Here is a 13,801-nt window from a genome sequence, read left to right on the forward strand (position 1 = left end):
GTTATATTATTTCTTTATAAGTTTAGCATTCGCAACTTTATTTGTGTCTGTTTTAATCACAACCAAATAAGCGCCTTGAATTAATGGTTGAGTATTGATCTTAGTCACCTTATTCCTTGTTTTCAAACTCTGTAGTTGTCTTCCACCCATATCATATAAAGTGATGTCGGCATCTTTAAAGTCAAAGCCTATTTCTACATAAGCATAATCAGATACCGGATTAGGATAGATCTTGATATCCTGTTTTACAATGAGCTGATCAATCTGCTTATCTCCCAGTTTTATAATCTTCCAGTTTTCCTTTCCTAATTCCTCAGCACTGGTTCCTGCAAGTATAACAGAACCATCTCTGTTGAGTTTAATATCAGATAACCTTTCTTCTCTTTTACTGGATTCCCCTTCCACATGTTTCCTCCACTGTTCATTTCCGTTTTGATCCAGATATAGCATCCAGAACTTCTCATCGCCATTTTCGATTCTGCCTTCCGCCTGAGTATAACCTCCTAAAAGAATTCCTTTAGAAGTTTTATCATCAGCTGAATGAATAACACTCATCCCCATCAAAATATCTCTGTTTTTGAAGTTGTAGGATTTCTGCCACTGCTCGTCTCCTCTTTCATTTAAAGATATTAACCACACATCAGTTCCTTCTTCGATTCCAACGGTTTTATTTCCTGATCTTTCAGATCTTGATTCTCCTCCAATAATGTACCCTGAAGATGTTAGTGCTAATGTTCTTAAATGATCATCACCCTTTCCGCCATAATTCTTTTCCCATTCTACTCTGCCCTCTTTGTTTATTTTAATAATATAATAATCACCTTCACCAAAGTTCTCAGTTTGTTTTGATCCACTAATACCACTTCTTGAATAAATACCCAGTAATGCTCCACCATCCTTCGTTGGAATCATTTTTTCAACTTCATCCAGCCCTTTTCCACCTAAAACAATTTGAGATAGTTTTTTTCCTGTTTTATCCAGTTTGATAATTAAGATATCTTTTGAGCCATAACCTTTAGCTGAGCTCTGGACATTCCCAGCCACAAAGAACCCAAGATCTGTAGTCTGAATAACGGCCCTGGCTTCTTCATCGGCACTTGTTCCTAAAGTTTTTTGCCATAACTCATCACCAAATTCATTAAGCCTAATTAACCAAATATCAGATCCTCCCTTAGAATCGTCTTTCTTATCTAAAGATTTCCCTGAATAAGAAGTTCCTGAAATTACGAAACCTCCCTCCTCTGTAGCTACTGTAGCAGACAGATATTCATGGTTATTTCCCACGAAATACTTTTCCCAAACTTGGTCTCCTTGCTGATTCAATTTTACCAAATGGAAATCATAGCCATTATTTTGTTTGGCTTCAGTCTGAACCTTAGAAGGCTGAATTGTACTTCCAGTAATCAGATATTGCCCGTCAATTGTTGTGGTAACCTGACTCAAAAAATCCTGAGTACTGGATTTAATATCTTTTTGCCAAACTACATCTTGTGCGCTGGCAAATAAAAAAGCATATATAGTAAATGCACCAATTAGTATTTTTCTCACCTATTTTGTGTTTTATAATTAATATTAGTTTTCATTATAGAAATTTTGCAAATTTAACACTTTTTAGCATTCATTAATTTCACATTAAAAAGAATTAACATGAATTACATCATGTTTTTAACTTTATCATACGTTCTCATTTTTAAGTTGTTATGGTTATTAATTTTTACAATGCAAAGATACTCCTGCAATACGACAGAACTTGTCGTATTATAAATACTCAAAAGTTTTTTAATTTCTATTTTAAGATATCAGTATTAAAAATAGTTTCGTTATGGGTTACCATAAGTTCTAGATATTTCTGTACCTACATAAAATGTAGTAATACGCTTTACACTTCATTTGTGAAAGTGATTTAATATCGTTTATGTATTGTCTTTGAACAATATCAACTCTTTTTTATAGTTAAAGTTTTATATTTTTGCCCTATTATAGCCTTTACGGTACATATATAGTTATTCATTTATCTGCAAAGAATTTTTCATGAAAATACCTATTGAACTAGAAGACCGATATGTAAAAGAAGTCCTTTACAATACTTCCCTTCAAAATCTTCCAGATGAAAAGTGGAAGCTTATTGAAAATTTTGAAAGCTATGGAATTTCCAACTATGGTCGCGTGAAAAGCCTTGAGCGTTGGATTACCTCATTGGATGGAAGAAAGCGCAAGGCAACAGATCGTATGATGAAGTTACAGTTCATGAAATTTTTCAATAAATATCTGAATGAAAACTTTTATAATATCACCTGTTTATTATCATCAGAGGGAAAAAGATCCCGAAAGTCTGTACCTCGTTTGGTGTATCATCATTTTATTGAAAAGCTCGATTCGGGAACTGAGTCTTTTCTTATCTCATTTAAAGATGGCAATCGGTTTCACCTGCATGCTAATAATTTAGAAAAGCTCTCTATTAGTGAAGATCGTTTTAAAAGAGTTAAGGAAAATAGGGTTAGAAATAGTCAAAACGATCATGAAAGGGCTATTAGTCAATATACTGTTGAAGGTGAATTGATAGCTACATTTGAAAATATTGGTGCTGCGAATAATACTCTTAGCATTGGTGACAGGAACATTCTCTATGCATTAAACAAGGAACGTCTTACGACAGGAGGATATAGATGGTTTTTTAAAGATTATAGCCCTAAAAAAGAAGATTTTATAATTTCTACAGAAAGCAAGTCGGATTCCTCAGGTAAATTACTCAATAACTCACTCTGGGAAAAGTTGGGTAAACCGTCTATTGATAAGAACAATCCACCTGCATGTATGAACCTCTCGCTTAATGATCTTCCCGGGGAACATTGGAAACCGGTACCTGGTCTTGAAGATGGATATTTAATTTCTAATAAGGGAAGGGTAAAACGACTTGGTAGCTGGACTACCAGTAAAAATAAAAGCTTTTGGAAAGAAAGGATTATGTCCATTAATCTAAGAGATAAGTATGGTAGTCAAAACCTTTATTTTTACATCCTGTTAAACCGTAAAGGTCAAAAGATCTTATTATCGATATCCCGACTGCTTTATTACTCTTTTGTAGAAGAATTTGATATGAACGATAAAACACTAGTTATAATTAATGAAAATGAACCACTATGGGATCTCGATGTATCAAAACTTAAATTAAAAACCAGAATTTCTTTACTTAAACAAAAAGATAAATGATAAAAAAGATTGATCAAAAATAGATGATAAGCTGCAGTAATGATCACCTAATAAATTAGAAGCTCAATAGACAATGATAGTGAAAATTTCTGCCATATTTCTGCAAAATAAAAGAAAGATTTCTATACGATTTTTCTGCTTCTTTTCTTTTTATGTTTAATAATTTTATCAGATTCCTCACTATTGTTTTCTCCAACTTGCAATAAGGAGAATAAAGCACTACTCATTCCTGAATCTTTAAAAATTTCTTCAAAAGCTGAAAAAGGAATACTGTTATCATCAGATACTTTTTTACAGATCTGATTCATTTCGTAAAGTAGTTTTTGAGGGTCATCTCTGTCTGTCCTTTGATTCCTTAACCTTTCAAACTTGATCGTTTTTTTAATAGTATTAAACGTAGAATCCATATATTTTTTTCTTTCTCCTTTATAAACAGTGGAATTTGTCAAAAGAACAGACTGTTTATTTTTAAGCTGTGAAATTTCTTTTTTTAAATCTACATTCAACTTTTGCAAATCATTGATTTGCCTTGATTTTGATTTAAGCTCTGTTTTATTTTTAAGAAGCTCCGTATTATAGGTTTTAAAAGTCTTCTCATAGTTTTCAATAGTCTTATCTGTTTTAATTCTTTTAAAACCAAATAGGTCACTTTGCTTTACAATTAGATCTTCAAATTTTTTAGAACTGAGTTCCGATTTCATTTCGTTAATCATTTCATTGAGTACTGAGAGCTCTTCTTCCTTTTTTTGAATTTTGAAATCTATGGCTTCCAATCTTACCATTGAACCCGAGACTCCTCTTTCCATTCCAAGACATTCAGCTGCTAAGTCCTGCATTTTGGAATAATGAAATGATTGGTGTTTCAAAGTTTTACCTGTCTCCAGATCCTGCCAGTCTGCAACCAGATGAGCGTGTAAATTAGGTTTCCATTCCTTTGCTTCTTTATCATAATGTCCCTCATCTTTATGAACAGCAATCTGAAAAATCCTGATTCTTAATTCTTCTTCCAACCTTTTTGCGAGATAATGAAGATCCTTCAATGTGGTATCTTCTTTTATAACAACAACCGCTTCCCGAATGGGAAGTGCATTTTTCTGTAATTTTCTTCCTGATTTTTCTTTACAATACGATTCTATTTTTTGAAGCCTATCTGATATTTTTTCTTCCAGCCAATATTCATTTTTTTCCGTCAAGTCTTTTCGGATATAATCGAAAATCTTTCTTCTGAAATTATGAGTTTCAGAATCAGATTTTACAGCTTTAAAATTAATCGAAGTTTTCATATCATTTAATTTTTCAATCCGATTTTAAAGCCTCGCAGAGCGAAGCAGAAACTTTGTTAGGACGTTAGGACTTTCAAAGTTGCGAATGAGCTCCTAACTTCTGCGTGTAGTTGGTAAAATATACAGCACGCTTTATTAACGTTTCCTTTTAAAACCATTTGTGTTTTTGATTTCCGGCTCCTGAACTCTTACTTTTAGCTTATCCGAATCTTGATGTGATTCCGATTTTTTTTCTGACTTATTTATTACATTATTTTTTATTCTGTGTATCAAAAATTCGTTAAGATCTTTATGGTCAGGATAGATTCTGGAATGATCTTTTGCTTCCGGAAATAATTTTATAATTTCATTTTTACATTTTATACCAGCCCTATCGTTGTCTAAGAAAAGATTGACATCAGAATAGTTTTTCAAATGTTCTATCGATTTATTCAAAAGAGCGATGGAATTCATTACAAGAATACCCCCCTTAAAAGATCTCTGCATTTCGATAAAAGACAAAGCATCCATAAATCCTTCAAATACAGCTATGCTTCTATTATTTTTATTTTGAACATTTGAAATATTCTCTATACAGGCATTTGGATTTATAATTGAGATATCCTTCTTCAATAATGAACCTTTGTAAAAAGAATTACGGAGTTCAAAGCCTCCTGATAAGTTCTCAAAGCCAATTGCGTAGAGTTTCTTATTGCCGATTGTAAATCGTACTTCCTTTATATGATCGTAGATTTTTGAGCTCAGCCCTCTCTCCTGCAAATACTTTTTCAGGTTTGGATTCTCGACATTTAGTATTTCATCAATTCTGTAATTTGGTTCTGACTTTTTAACCTGTTGCTCCTGATGAAATGAAGAAAAATTCTGCTTCTCCGCCCAAACCAAAATATCACCAACCGAGGTATTTAGATATTTCTTCATAAAGTCGGTGTTATTACCACCGATCCCTTCTGAAAATAGGTACCAATAATTTAGATGTTTATTAATTTTAAACGAGGCTTGGGATTCGCTTGCAAAAGGGTTGAGATACCAAGCTTCTTTTTCATTTTGTTTCGTTGGAAGGTGTCCGAGAGAAAGAAGGACTTCTTCCAACGATATGCTGTTAAATTGTTTGCAGTTCATATTTTTTTCTATGTTTTTTATTAAAATACTTACCTAATTACCAATCGATTGAGAATCAAATAAATGATTCATTTTTTTCTACTACCTCTGTTTACCTACTTACCAAAGTTCTTCTAAGAGGTAACTTAAGGTAACTTAGGATTTCACTACTTACCTAATTAAAACACTCACGTTGTGAAGCTTAGAATTTTCAGGTAGGTTGGTAGATTATTTCTGTTTAATTATTTTATAATTTTCAATCGAATAAGATAACCGTAGATTTGTCTTTGGGGATGTTTAACTCTTGGAAATTTGAAAGAAGATAAAGCTCTCCCAATCTTTAAGTGATTTAATCGAACACCGTGAGAATTCAAATCGATCATAACTTCTGTCGCAGTCATAAATTCTTCCAAATTGTCAGAAGGCTCATAAAACTTATTCACGATTTCCTGTTCCAAAGTCATTTGCGTAAATCTTTCATTACGTTTTTCATTCTCCAGAATATCTGTTACAGTCAATTCTGGAGTATAATTTTTTCTTATAAAAGCGTTGAAATAGGCTTGAGCCCAGACTTTATCGATATTAATTTCAACCGAATAATTGAAGTTAATCTTCTCAATCACTTCAAAAATAATCCACCTTACACTTCCCGAATCATCGGTTAGAAAGTCTGTTTTATTTGTAGAGCCCACAAAACTGCAAATCCTATCTAAGTATTCTGATTTCCTTGCATAAGGTAATCTCTCGTTAATGTGCGTTTTTGAAATGTATGCTTTCAATGAATTAATGTCAGTTTTAGCTAAAACAGACAATTCATCTAAATTGATAATCAAATTCTTGCACAATTTAATCCTACTATCTTTGTCCAAACCAATGTCTTCAGATAAATAATTCATTAGTTTTTTAGGAATAAAAAATCTTAAAAATGTTGATTTCCCACTATTTTGAATTGTATTCGCAAGAACCAAGCAATGTTTGTTTATTTTTTCTTTCTCCAAAGCGCATAACACTGCTCTGGTGAACCATTTTTCGGTATGATAAAGAAATGCATCATCATCATTGGTTTTCACATAAGTGCAAAGCTTTTTGATATAATCTTCACCATCCCAACTTTCCAAACTTTCAAAATATTCTGAGATGGGATTGTACTGTTCTATCAAATGGCTTCTTACCAAGATTTCCAATTTATTAATTGGAATATCAATTCCTGATTGAATAAGTTCTATAAATAATGAGTTTAAATTTAGATCTGACCATTTTTTATCTGATCTAAATTTGATTTCAAACTCTAGAGATATGGTATTAAATCGAATTGAATATTTAGAATTTAGATATTTCAATGCTCGGTCAAATATCGTTTTGGTTTCTGTACCAGTTTGATACAGAGTTTTATTCTCTTCCATAAAACATTTGGGATTGTGGAAACGGAACAAATAATTTTTATATTTGTATTTCACTTCCAAGTAAAACAAAACATTTAAACCTAACTACTGCTATAGTTAGGTTTTATTTTTTGCGTAAAGAAAATTCTATCGCTTCTTGCTCAATTTCATCATTTGATTTATGGCTGTTTTTTAACAACCATTCATCAATTTTTTTGCGTTCAAAAAATAGAACTTTCCCATTAGGTTTAGAAAAAGGAATACTGTTGGTGTGAACTAATTTATAGATATAGGATTTTTTAAATCCTGTGTAATCTGAAAGTTCTTCAACATTCAAAATAGCTTTGAGACCGAAAATGTGTTTTTCAATTCGGTTAAGTTTGTTTAGAATGATTTCGTTTTCCATTGCTTTACTTTTTTAAAATTTGTGTGGCAAAGAAAAACAAATGACGATGTCATTAAAATAGTCTAATAATCAAAACACCTTTTAATAGAGTTTTTTACAGTATAAAATTTGAATATGGTTAATTTACAGAACAAAATTAGTATAAGCACTATACAGGCTACCATACGGAATTTGAGAAATTTCTCCTTTCTCATACTTTACAAAGTTTGCTATAATGAAATTCATTAAGCTCTTTCTCTTTGCTCTCTCAAATTTGATATCACCTCCCTCTGAAATTAAATGTAACAAAGAAAATAATTCGGTATAAGTAATTACATTTTTTCCCGATGTTCCAACCCATTTTATTTTATCGCCAGGTACTTTTCCATTCAATAAATCTTGTAAATCATTTGTTGAACTATCTTCAATATTTTTAATATTTAATCTTATGATCTCATTTACTTCGGCTCCTCTCAATTTTCGAATAGAAATATTTTGATTAACAAAATTTTTGATTTCAGGTAGAAGTGCAGATTCAAATTTTTTAATCCAAATTAATTTCCCAAGCATAACAGCCCCTATCACTAAATAGAACATGATGGACAGACGATAGAAGAATAGTACATATTGATTGGAGATCGAAATATCTTTCAGCATCATTAGTAAAATACCAAAATAAATAATATAGATGAAAATTCTGGGTCTTTCAATCCTAGCAACCCACCAATCACGATCTAAACAAAAAAAATAATATAGAATCCATTTTATATTTACTCTACAAAACCGATAAAGAATAAAAATAATCAAAATTAGTGCAATACCTTTAAGTAGATAAACCCTAAAGTTTTCTGGGCTTAGATAAACTCCCAGCAGAATTATTAATGAGATAATAAATGCAACTAGAATTAATAGGGAAGGTTTACTTTCTATATTTGTTTTGATCATAACTCAATATTTAATTCTGGAATAATCTCAGCAGCTTCCTTCATTTTACTATCAACAATTTTCGCATAAATAGCAGTCGTTCTAATTTCACGATGACCCAATCTTTTGGATACTGTATAAATATCTGCACCGTTCTCCAAAAGCAACACAGCATTTGTATGACGAGCTGAGTGAAAAGTGATATGTTTAGGAACAGCTGCACGATTACACCAACGGATAATTTCAGTATTATAAGTCATTCCATATTTTAATCCGGTGAAGACCCTATCGGTTTGGCTTCCTCTGTCTCCCAATAATTCACGAGCTTGCTTTGATATGTATAAATATTCCACGCCATCAGTTTTCTCTTGCCGAAAATTAACTTTAGAGAATTCACCTTCATCACGAACTTCTGACCAGGTTAAAGTATTAATATCCGACCAGCGTAATCCCGATAAACACGAAAAAAGAAAAGCTTTTTTCAAAACAGGATATTTACATTCAGCTTTGGCTAAAGATTGCAATTCATCAAACGTCAAATATTCTCGCTGGCTTTCAGCTTGTTCAAATGATTTTACTTTTGAAGCATAATTAATCGTGAGATAACCCTCATCAAAGGCATTTCTTAGTGCTGCTTTAAATTTACTGAAATAAGAATATTTAGAATTCTGAGAAAGTGGTAAATCACTTTTAGTAAGGGCATCATTTTCAAAATATTTCCGAACTTTTTTGATGAAATTTTCATCTACTTCTTCAAAAATCATATTTTTTGAAACAACTTTTTTCAGATGCTGCAAAGTTGAAAACCAGTTTCCATAGTTGTTTAAAGAATCTTGTTTTTGTTTTTCTTCTGTTAAGTCTTCAAAATAGCTTAGAAAAGTTCTTTTACTTTTCACTGTATCTTTTAAGTCGTAACGTCCTTGGATATATTCAGCTTTACGAATCGTGAAGATACTTTCGGCTAGAGCCAAAGTTTCTTTGTTCTCTTTCTTTTCTTTAGCAGAGTTCGGCTCTGGATGTAAATACAATTTTAGATATTCAAAATCTCGCAGATGTATTCTTTTCCCTTGAACATTAGTGGAAGAACCTTTGTAATATTCGATGAAAAGACTAATCCTTCCATCAGCTAAGTTTTTCTGTTTTAAAGTTATTTTCATAATCTATATTGAGGTGTACATTTGTACACCTTTATACTACATTTTGTAGATCGAGGTGTACACTAGGTGTACAAATATAAAAATAAACTCCAAAAAGAGAAAATATATTTTACATAAATAACTGAAAATCAAATAAAAGACAAGAAACGAAATTAAAAGAAAGCAAATTTATTTACCGATACAAAACTTAGAGAAAATATTCCCCAACACCTCATCATTCGTAACTTCTCCGGAAATCTCCCCAAGATGTTCCAGCGCATTACGAAGTTCATAGGCCAATAATTCCGTAGAGATCCGGAAAGTGATCGCTTCGTTTACTTTGTGTACAGCACTTAATGATTTGTGTAATGATTCAAAGTGACGTTGATTGGTGATGACCACATTACTTTCCTGAGATTGTAACTGTTCTACATAAGAAGACAATTCATTTTTAAGATCCTGGATATTTTGGTTTTCAACTGCGGAGATGGTGATAAAATCAAATTCGTGGATGATTTCATTTCTGAAAATATTCTCAACGTTTTCATATTTTGTTGGAATCACCTCATCAATTTTGGTTGCACAAATGATGAGTTTTAAATCATCCCTCACTAAAGACCGGATCATTTCAATATCTTCTGAAAAGTCTTCTGTGGCAGCATCTGCTAAATATACCAGGATATTAGCGTTTTCTACTTTCTCTTTTGCTTTTTTGACACCAATTGCTTCAATTTCATCTATCGTTTCGCGAAGTCCTGCGGTATCTATTAAACGAAATGCGTGACCTTTTATATGTAAAACTTCTTCGATCGTATCTCTCGTCGTTCCAGCTATACTGCTTACAATTGCTCTTTCTTCTTTTAGTAAAGCATTCAGCAAAGTTGATTTTCCAGCGTTCGGTTTGCCGATGATCGCCACAGCAGTTCCATTTTTAATGGCATTTCCATATTGGAAACTTTCGATGAGAGAATTTAATTTTAATTCTATTTTGTTCAATAACTGATTCAAAGCTGACCGGTCTGCAAATTCTACATCTTCTTCAGCAAAATCCAGTTCAAGTTCGATCAATGAAACGAAGTTTAACAGATCAGTTCTCAGAATTGATATTTCATTCGTAATTCCACCTTTCAGCTGATTGATGGCGACTTTTCGGGAAGCTTCATTTTCAGAAGCTATTACATCGGCAATTGCTTCAGCCTGTGAAAGATCTATTCTTCCATTGATAAAAGCACGAAGGGTAAATTCTCCTGCTTTTGCCATTCTCGCTCCGTTTTTAGTCAGGGTTTCAAGAATACGTTTTCCAATATGCGGAGATCCATGGAAAGCAATTTCCACAGAGTTTTCAGTCGTAAAACTTTTAGGAGCTAAGAAAATAGATAGCATCACCTCATCAATAGCCTCATTACCATCCATAAAATACCCATAATGAATGGTATGGGATTTTTGCTTCTCAAGATTTTTTCCTGGAAAAGATTTCTGAACCACGGATAAAGCATCGTTACCCGAAACTCTGATAATGCCTAAAGCTCCTACTCCATTGGCCGTAGCCAGTGCACAAATGGTATCATTATTCATGCTGCAAATTTACGTTTTTTAATGGAAATTTTTATAGTAAATGGTTATACGGATTGTCTATAGCACCGATTGAGATCAGAGGTAAATCTCCTATTTTCTTTTAGACTTAAAAAGATCATCCAGATGTTTGACGTAAGAAAGCTGCATGGTAATCGCAGTCAGACTAAGTTCTTCTCTCTTTACAGGATATACCATCTTATTGTTGATGATGATTGCCAACGAAATCCCCCAGTTATTTTTATGATAATTTCCGGCAATCCGGGCAAAAGCTGTCGGATAAACTTCAACTTTTCCTTTTTTCAATAATTTCGGAGCATTTCCAAAATTAGCACCAGCCTGAATGGTTCCTGTCATCATCCAACGATCACTCACCACCCAGGAATAAGCATATCCTCCATTTACCCCCAACTGGAAATTTTCTAATTCGTATGTTCCATCAGAATTACTTCTTTCCATTCCTTTTAGTTGATAATAATATCCCCCAGATCCTACAAGCCAGCTTCCCGCTGAGTGCAATTGTATTTCATCAAGATCAAAAGCTGCTTTAGATGAAAAACGTTTTCCATTGAACAGATAAGTAGCTTCCATACCAATCTGTTTGACGGACATATTCCGGAACATTTGCGGATTTTGATCTTTATCTTCTTCAACATAAAAACCCCTATAGTCCTGAAAAAATATATCAAATATCATTTTTCTGCCATAGTGATGGATCTGAAAATCCCGGGTTTTCGTTTTTCCGTATTTCTTTTTATCGGTTAAGGGAATAAAACCATAACCCAACTGTACGCCTACAATGGTATTTTTGATCGCGAAACCTATACCGGTATTTAACGGATAATTTGGTGTATAATGCCGATCTGTATCGTCCACTTCTAAGGAACTGGTAGAAAGGTATCCTGATATTCTGTATTTCTGAGAATAGGGCTGAATATACAGGGTATCTATTTGCTGAGCTCGAATGCATGAACCGGATAATAGTACGATTAAGCCGATTAAAAGTTTCCTTAGACCCATGTATTATATGACAACATTATTTTCAACCATCTGTTCGCTATAGTTTCTTTAATAAAAGGTATTATTTTCAGTTTTATCAGGTAAAAATAATATAAAAAAAAGGATTCAGAAAAAATATTAGCACACTTTTAACTATTATTAATGATTTATAGAAGCTTCCCCATTTAGGTATTTATTTCCTTTTCTGTCCTAACATCTGTATTTTATTGAGCCATTCAAGACGTTGTTTTTCATCAGAAGTTTTAATGATTCCAACATAAGTAACTTTCACTGGCTTTACTCCGCAAAATTCCAAAGTTGATTTCTTAAGCTGATTAACGCTGGGCCGGCCATAGAACAACCGGTAATACCATCCCGGCTGATCTAAAGTCGTTATAATATGTGCAGTTTTCCCTTTTAAAAGTTTATCCCACCAAACAGAATTCTTACGGTATTTAAAAGCCATACCCGGTAGAAAAAGCCTATCTATAAAACCTTTAGTAATAGCTGGAAGACCACCCCACCAAACAGGATGAACCCAAACCAGGTGATCCGCCCATTGTATTGTTTCCCAGGCTTTAAGTAAATCAGCTTCAAGTTCTATTCTTTTCTGATACCCGAATTTCAGATTGGGGTTGAATTGTAGATCTGATATAACAATTTCCCTAACTTCAGCTTCTGATTTGTCAGCTCCTTTTTTATAGGCTTCAGCAAGAGCGAAACCGAAGGAATCTTTATTGGGATGTCCGTTAATGATTGCTATTTTCTTCATTCTCTTGTTTGTATATTGATGCTTTCGTAAGAATTTAATGAGTCTAATAATACTTCAGGTTTGTGCAGTTGATGACTAAAATAAACTTTATTCTCATGGCGGCTGTTTAGTAATTCTTCAGTATGTAAAACTGCAGATAAAGCCGTCAGTTCAGCCTGTCCTTTCGCACTTTTCAGACTGATTGTCTTACTGCCGTTTTTACTTGTGATCACAATATCAAAAACAGACTGATCTCCTTTGCCACTGGAACCAAAGATCGTTTTCCGTTCTTTTAAAGATAAAATATTAAAAATTCTTATTTGTTGAAAAGCACCTAACAACCAGGTTATGAATTTTGAATTATAGGTCATTTTTACACTTACGTCAGGAATCTTTTCAATTTTATTTAAAATATATAAATCCGGTACATCAAAATTGTAAGCTGTTCTTTTTCCTATTCCAAAGGAATAAGTAAATGGTTCAGAATTTAAAAAATGTTTTACGGAAACAGGTTTGTTATTCTTGTACATCGAAAAGGGTTTAGAAACATTTTCCGCCATAAAATGTGCTGAACTTTCCCCTGCCAGATCTTTTACGGAATAATAGACAAAAAGCTGTACTGCATCAACCGCATTTGAAAATGTATTGACCAATCCACCAACAATACCTCCCATCCAACCAGAGCTGAAAACAATTCTGCTTTTCACCGGTTGTGTTCTAGCGAAATCATAAGCACGCATTAAATCTGGCGTAGGCTTAGTGATATCCAGATAATCGATATTGTTTTCAATGGCAAAACGAAGAATATAATCTTCTTTATCATTTACGGACAGAATAATCAGGTGAATCTTTTTATCCAGAATAGTTTGAAAGGTATCTGGTTTTGTCACATCAACAACTAAGTCATGATCTGTTTTTCCTGGCTTACGACCCCCAATAAAAATAGGGTGTTGAGGGTTTCTTGATTTAAAAATTCGGGCAATAGTTTTACCGACCATCCCATTTCCACCGATAATTAAAATGTTTGACTGCATCTCTAATTTTTTGACAAAACTATAGCG

The 13,801-nt window shown here is 33.0% G+C and carries 12 protein-coding genes; 1 reads left to right on the forward strand and 11 read right to left on the reverse strand.

Annotated features, from left to right (window positions below):
• Positions 1-6: 6 nt before the first annotated feature.
• Positions 7-1,548, reverse strand: coding sequence for a T9SS type A sorting domain-containing protein (locus J7E44_RS24240; RefSeq protein ID WP_214826708.1), 1,542 nt, complete (start codon positions 1,546-1,548; stop codon positions 7-9).
• 483 nt (positions 1,549-2,031) lie between these two features.
• On the opposite strand from J7E44_RS24240, the gene J7E44_RS06270 reads away from it, so the two are divergent.
• Complete coding sequence (locus J7E44_RS06270) at positions 2,032-3,210, forward strand: NUMOD4 domain-containing protein (RefSeq protein ID WP_214826709.1); 1,179 nt, start codon at positions 2,032-2,034, stop codon at positions 3,208-3,210.
• A 122-nt stretch (positions 3,211-3,332) separates the two neighbouring features.
• Here the strand turns inward: J7E44_RS06270 and J7E44_RS06275 are convergent, their stop codons facing one another.
• The 10 genes from J7E44_RS06275 to J7E44_RS06320 all read right to left on the reverse strand — a co-directional run bounded on the left by J7E44_RS06275 (position 3,333) and on the right by J7E44_RS06320 (position 13,774).
• The gene (locus J7E44_RS06275; protein WP_214826711.1) at positions 3,333-4,493 is read right to left on the reverse strand and encodes a plasmid recombination protein; all 1,161 of its coding nucleotides are present in this window, start codon (positions 4,491-4,493) and stop codon (positions 3,333-3,335) included.
• A 135-nt stretch (positions 4,494-4,628) separates the two neighbouring features.
• Positions 4,629-5,612: a toprim domain-containing protein gene (locus tag J7E44_RS06280; RefSeq protein ID WP_214826714.1), complete on the reverse strand. Its 984-nt coding sequence runs from the start codon at positions 5,610-5,612 to the stop codon at positions 4,629-4,631.
• A 221-nt stretch (positions 5,613-5,833) separates the two neighbouring features.
• A complete protein-coding gene (locus tag J7E44_RS06285) occupies positions 5,834-6,994 on the reverse strand; it encodes a VapE domain-containing protein (protein WP_214826717.1) in 1,161 nt (386 codons plus the stop codon).
• Between the two features lie 103 nt (positions 6,995-7,097).
• Entirely contained in the window at positions 7,098-7,379 is a 282-nt protein-coding gene (locus tag J7E44_RS06290; RefSeq protein WP_214826721.1) for a helix-turn-helix transcriptional regulator, read from the reverse strand.
• A gap of 123 nt (positions 7,380-7,502) precedes the next feature.
• Positions 7,503-8,303 (reverse strand): hypothetical protein, encoded by an 801-nt coding sequence (locus J7E44_RS06295; RefSeq protein WP_214826724.1) that lies wholly within the window; start codon positions 8,301-8,303, stop codon positions 7,503-7,505.
• Positions 8,300-9,439: a site-specific integrase gene (locus tag J7E44_RS06300; protein ID WP_214826727.1), complete on the reverse strand. Its 1,140-nt coding sequence runs from the start codon at positions 9,437-9,439 to the stop codon at positions 8,300-8,302. Before J7E44_RS06300 ends, J7E44_RS06295 begins: the two co-directional genes overlap by 4 nt.
• Positions 9,440-9,607: 168 nt before the next feature.
• The gene (mnmE, locus tag J7E44_RS06305; RefSeq protein ID WP_214826730.1) at positions 9,608-10,993 is read right to left on the reverse strand and encodes a tRNA uridine-5-carboxymethylaminomethyl(34) synthesis GTPase MnmE; all 1,386 of its coding nucleotides are present in this window, start codon (positions 10,991-10,993) and stop codon (positions 9,608-9,610) included.
• Positions 10,994-11,083: 90 nt separating this feature from the next.
• Positions 11,084-12,010 carry a DUF4421 family protein gene (locus J7E44_RS06310; protein ID WP_214826734.1) on the reverse strand — a complete coding sequence of 309 codons (927 nt, stop codon included), beginning with the start codon at positions 12,008-12,010 and terminating at the stop codon, positions 11,084-11,086.
• 172 nt (positions 12,011-12,182) lie between these two features.
• Complete coding sequence (locus tag J7E44_RS06315) at positions 12,183-12,761, reverse strand: NAD(P)H-dependent oxidoreductase (protein WP_214826735.1); 579 nt, start codon at positions 12,759-12,761, stop codon at positions 12,183-12,185.
• Complete coding sequence (locus tag J7E44_RS06320; RefSeq protein ID WP_214826738.1) at positions 12,758-13,774, reverse strand: saccharopine dehydrogenase family protein; 1,017 nt, start codon at positions 13,772-13,774, stop codon at positions 12,758-12,760. The genes J7E44_RS06315 and J7E44_RS06320 overlap by 4 nt, the downstream gene beginning before the upstream one ends.
• Positions 13,775-13,801: the final 27 nt, after the last annotated feature.

Source organism: Chryseobacterium sp. ISL-6, from assembly GCF_018613715.1.
In the GTDB taxonomy this organism is placed as follows: Bacteria; Bacteroidota; Bacteroidia; order Flavobacteriales; family Weeksellaceae; genus Chryseobacterium; species Chryseobacterium paludis.

What these genes read in the sequence shown, in the direction of transcription:
- J7E44_RS06270 (WP_214826709.1), top strand. Translation starts at nt 2,032, where the DNA reads ATGAAAATACCTATTGAACTAGAAGACCGATATGTAAAAGAAGTCCTT.
- J7E44_RS06275 (WP_214826711.1), bottom strand. Translation starts at nt 4,493, where the DNA reads ATGAAAACTTCGATTAATTTTAAAGCTGTAAAATCTGATTCTGAAACT.
- J7E44_RS06280 (WP_214826714.1), bottom strand. Translation starts at nt 5,612, where the DNA reads ATGAACTGCAAACAATTTAACAGCATATCGTTGGAAGAAGTCCTTCTT.
- J7E44_RS06285 (WP_214826717.1), bottom strand. Translation starts at nt 6,994, where the DNA reads ATGGAAGAGAATAAAACTCTGTATCAAACTGGTACAGAAACCAAAACG.
- J7E44_RS06290 (WP_214826721.1), bottom strand. Translation starts at nt 7,379, where the DNA reads ATGGAAAACGAAATCATTCTAAACAAACTTAACCGAATTGAAAAACAC.
- J7E44_RS06295 (WP_214826724.1), bottom strand. Translation starts at nt 8,303, where the DNA reads ATGATCAAAACAAATATAGAAAGTAAACCTTCCCTATTAATTCTAGTT.
- J7E44_RS06300 (WP_214826727.1), bottom strand. Translation starts at nt 9,439, where the DNA reads ATGAAAATAACTTTAAAACAGAAAAACTTAGCTGATGGAAGGATTAGT.
- mnmE (WP_214826730.1), bottom strand. Translation starts at nt 10,993, where the DNA reads ATGAATAATGATACCATTTGTGCACTGGCTACGGCCAATGGAGTAGGA.
- J7E44_RS06310 (WP_214826734.1), bottom strand. Translation starts at nt 12,010, where the DNA reads ATGGGTCTAAGGAAACTTTTAATCGGCTTAATCGTACTATTATCCGGT.
- J7E44_RS06315 (WP_214826735.1), bottom strand. Translation starts at nt 12,761, where the DNA reads ATGAAGAAAATAGCAATCATTAACGGACATCCCAATAAAGATTCCTTC.
- J7E44_RS06320 (WP_214826738.1), bottom strand. Translation starts at nt 13,774, where the DNA reads ATGCAGTCAAACATTTTAATTATCGGTGGAAATGGGATGGTCGGTAAA.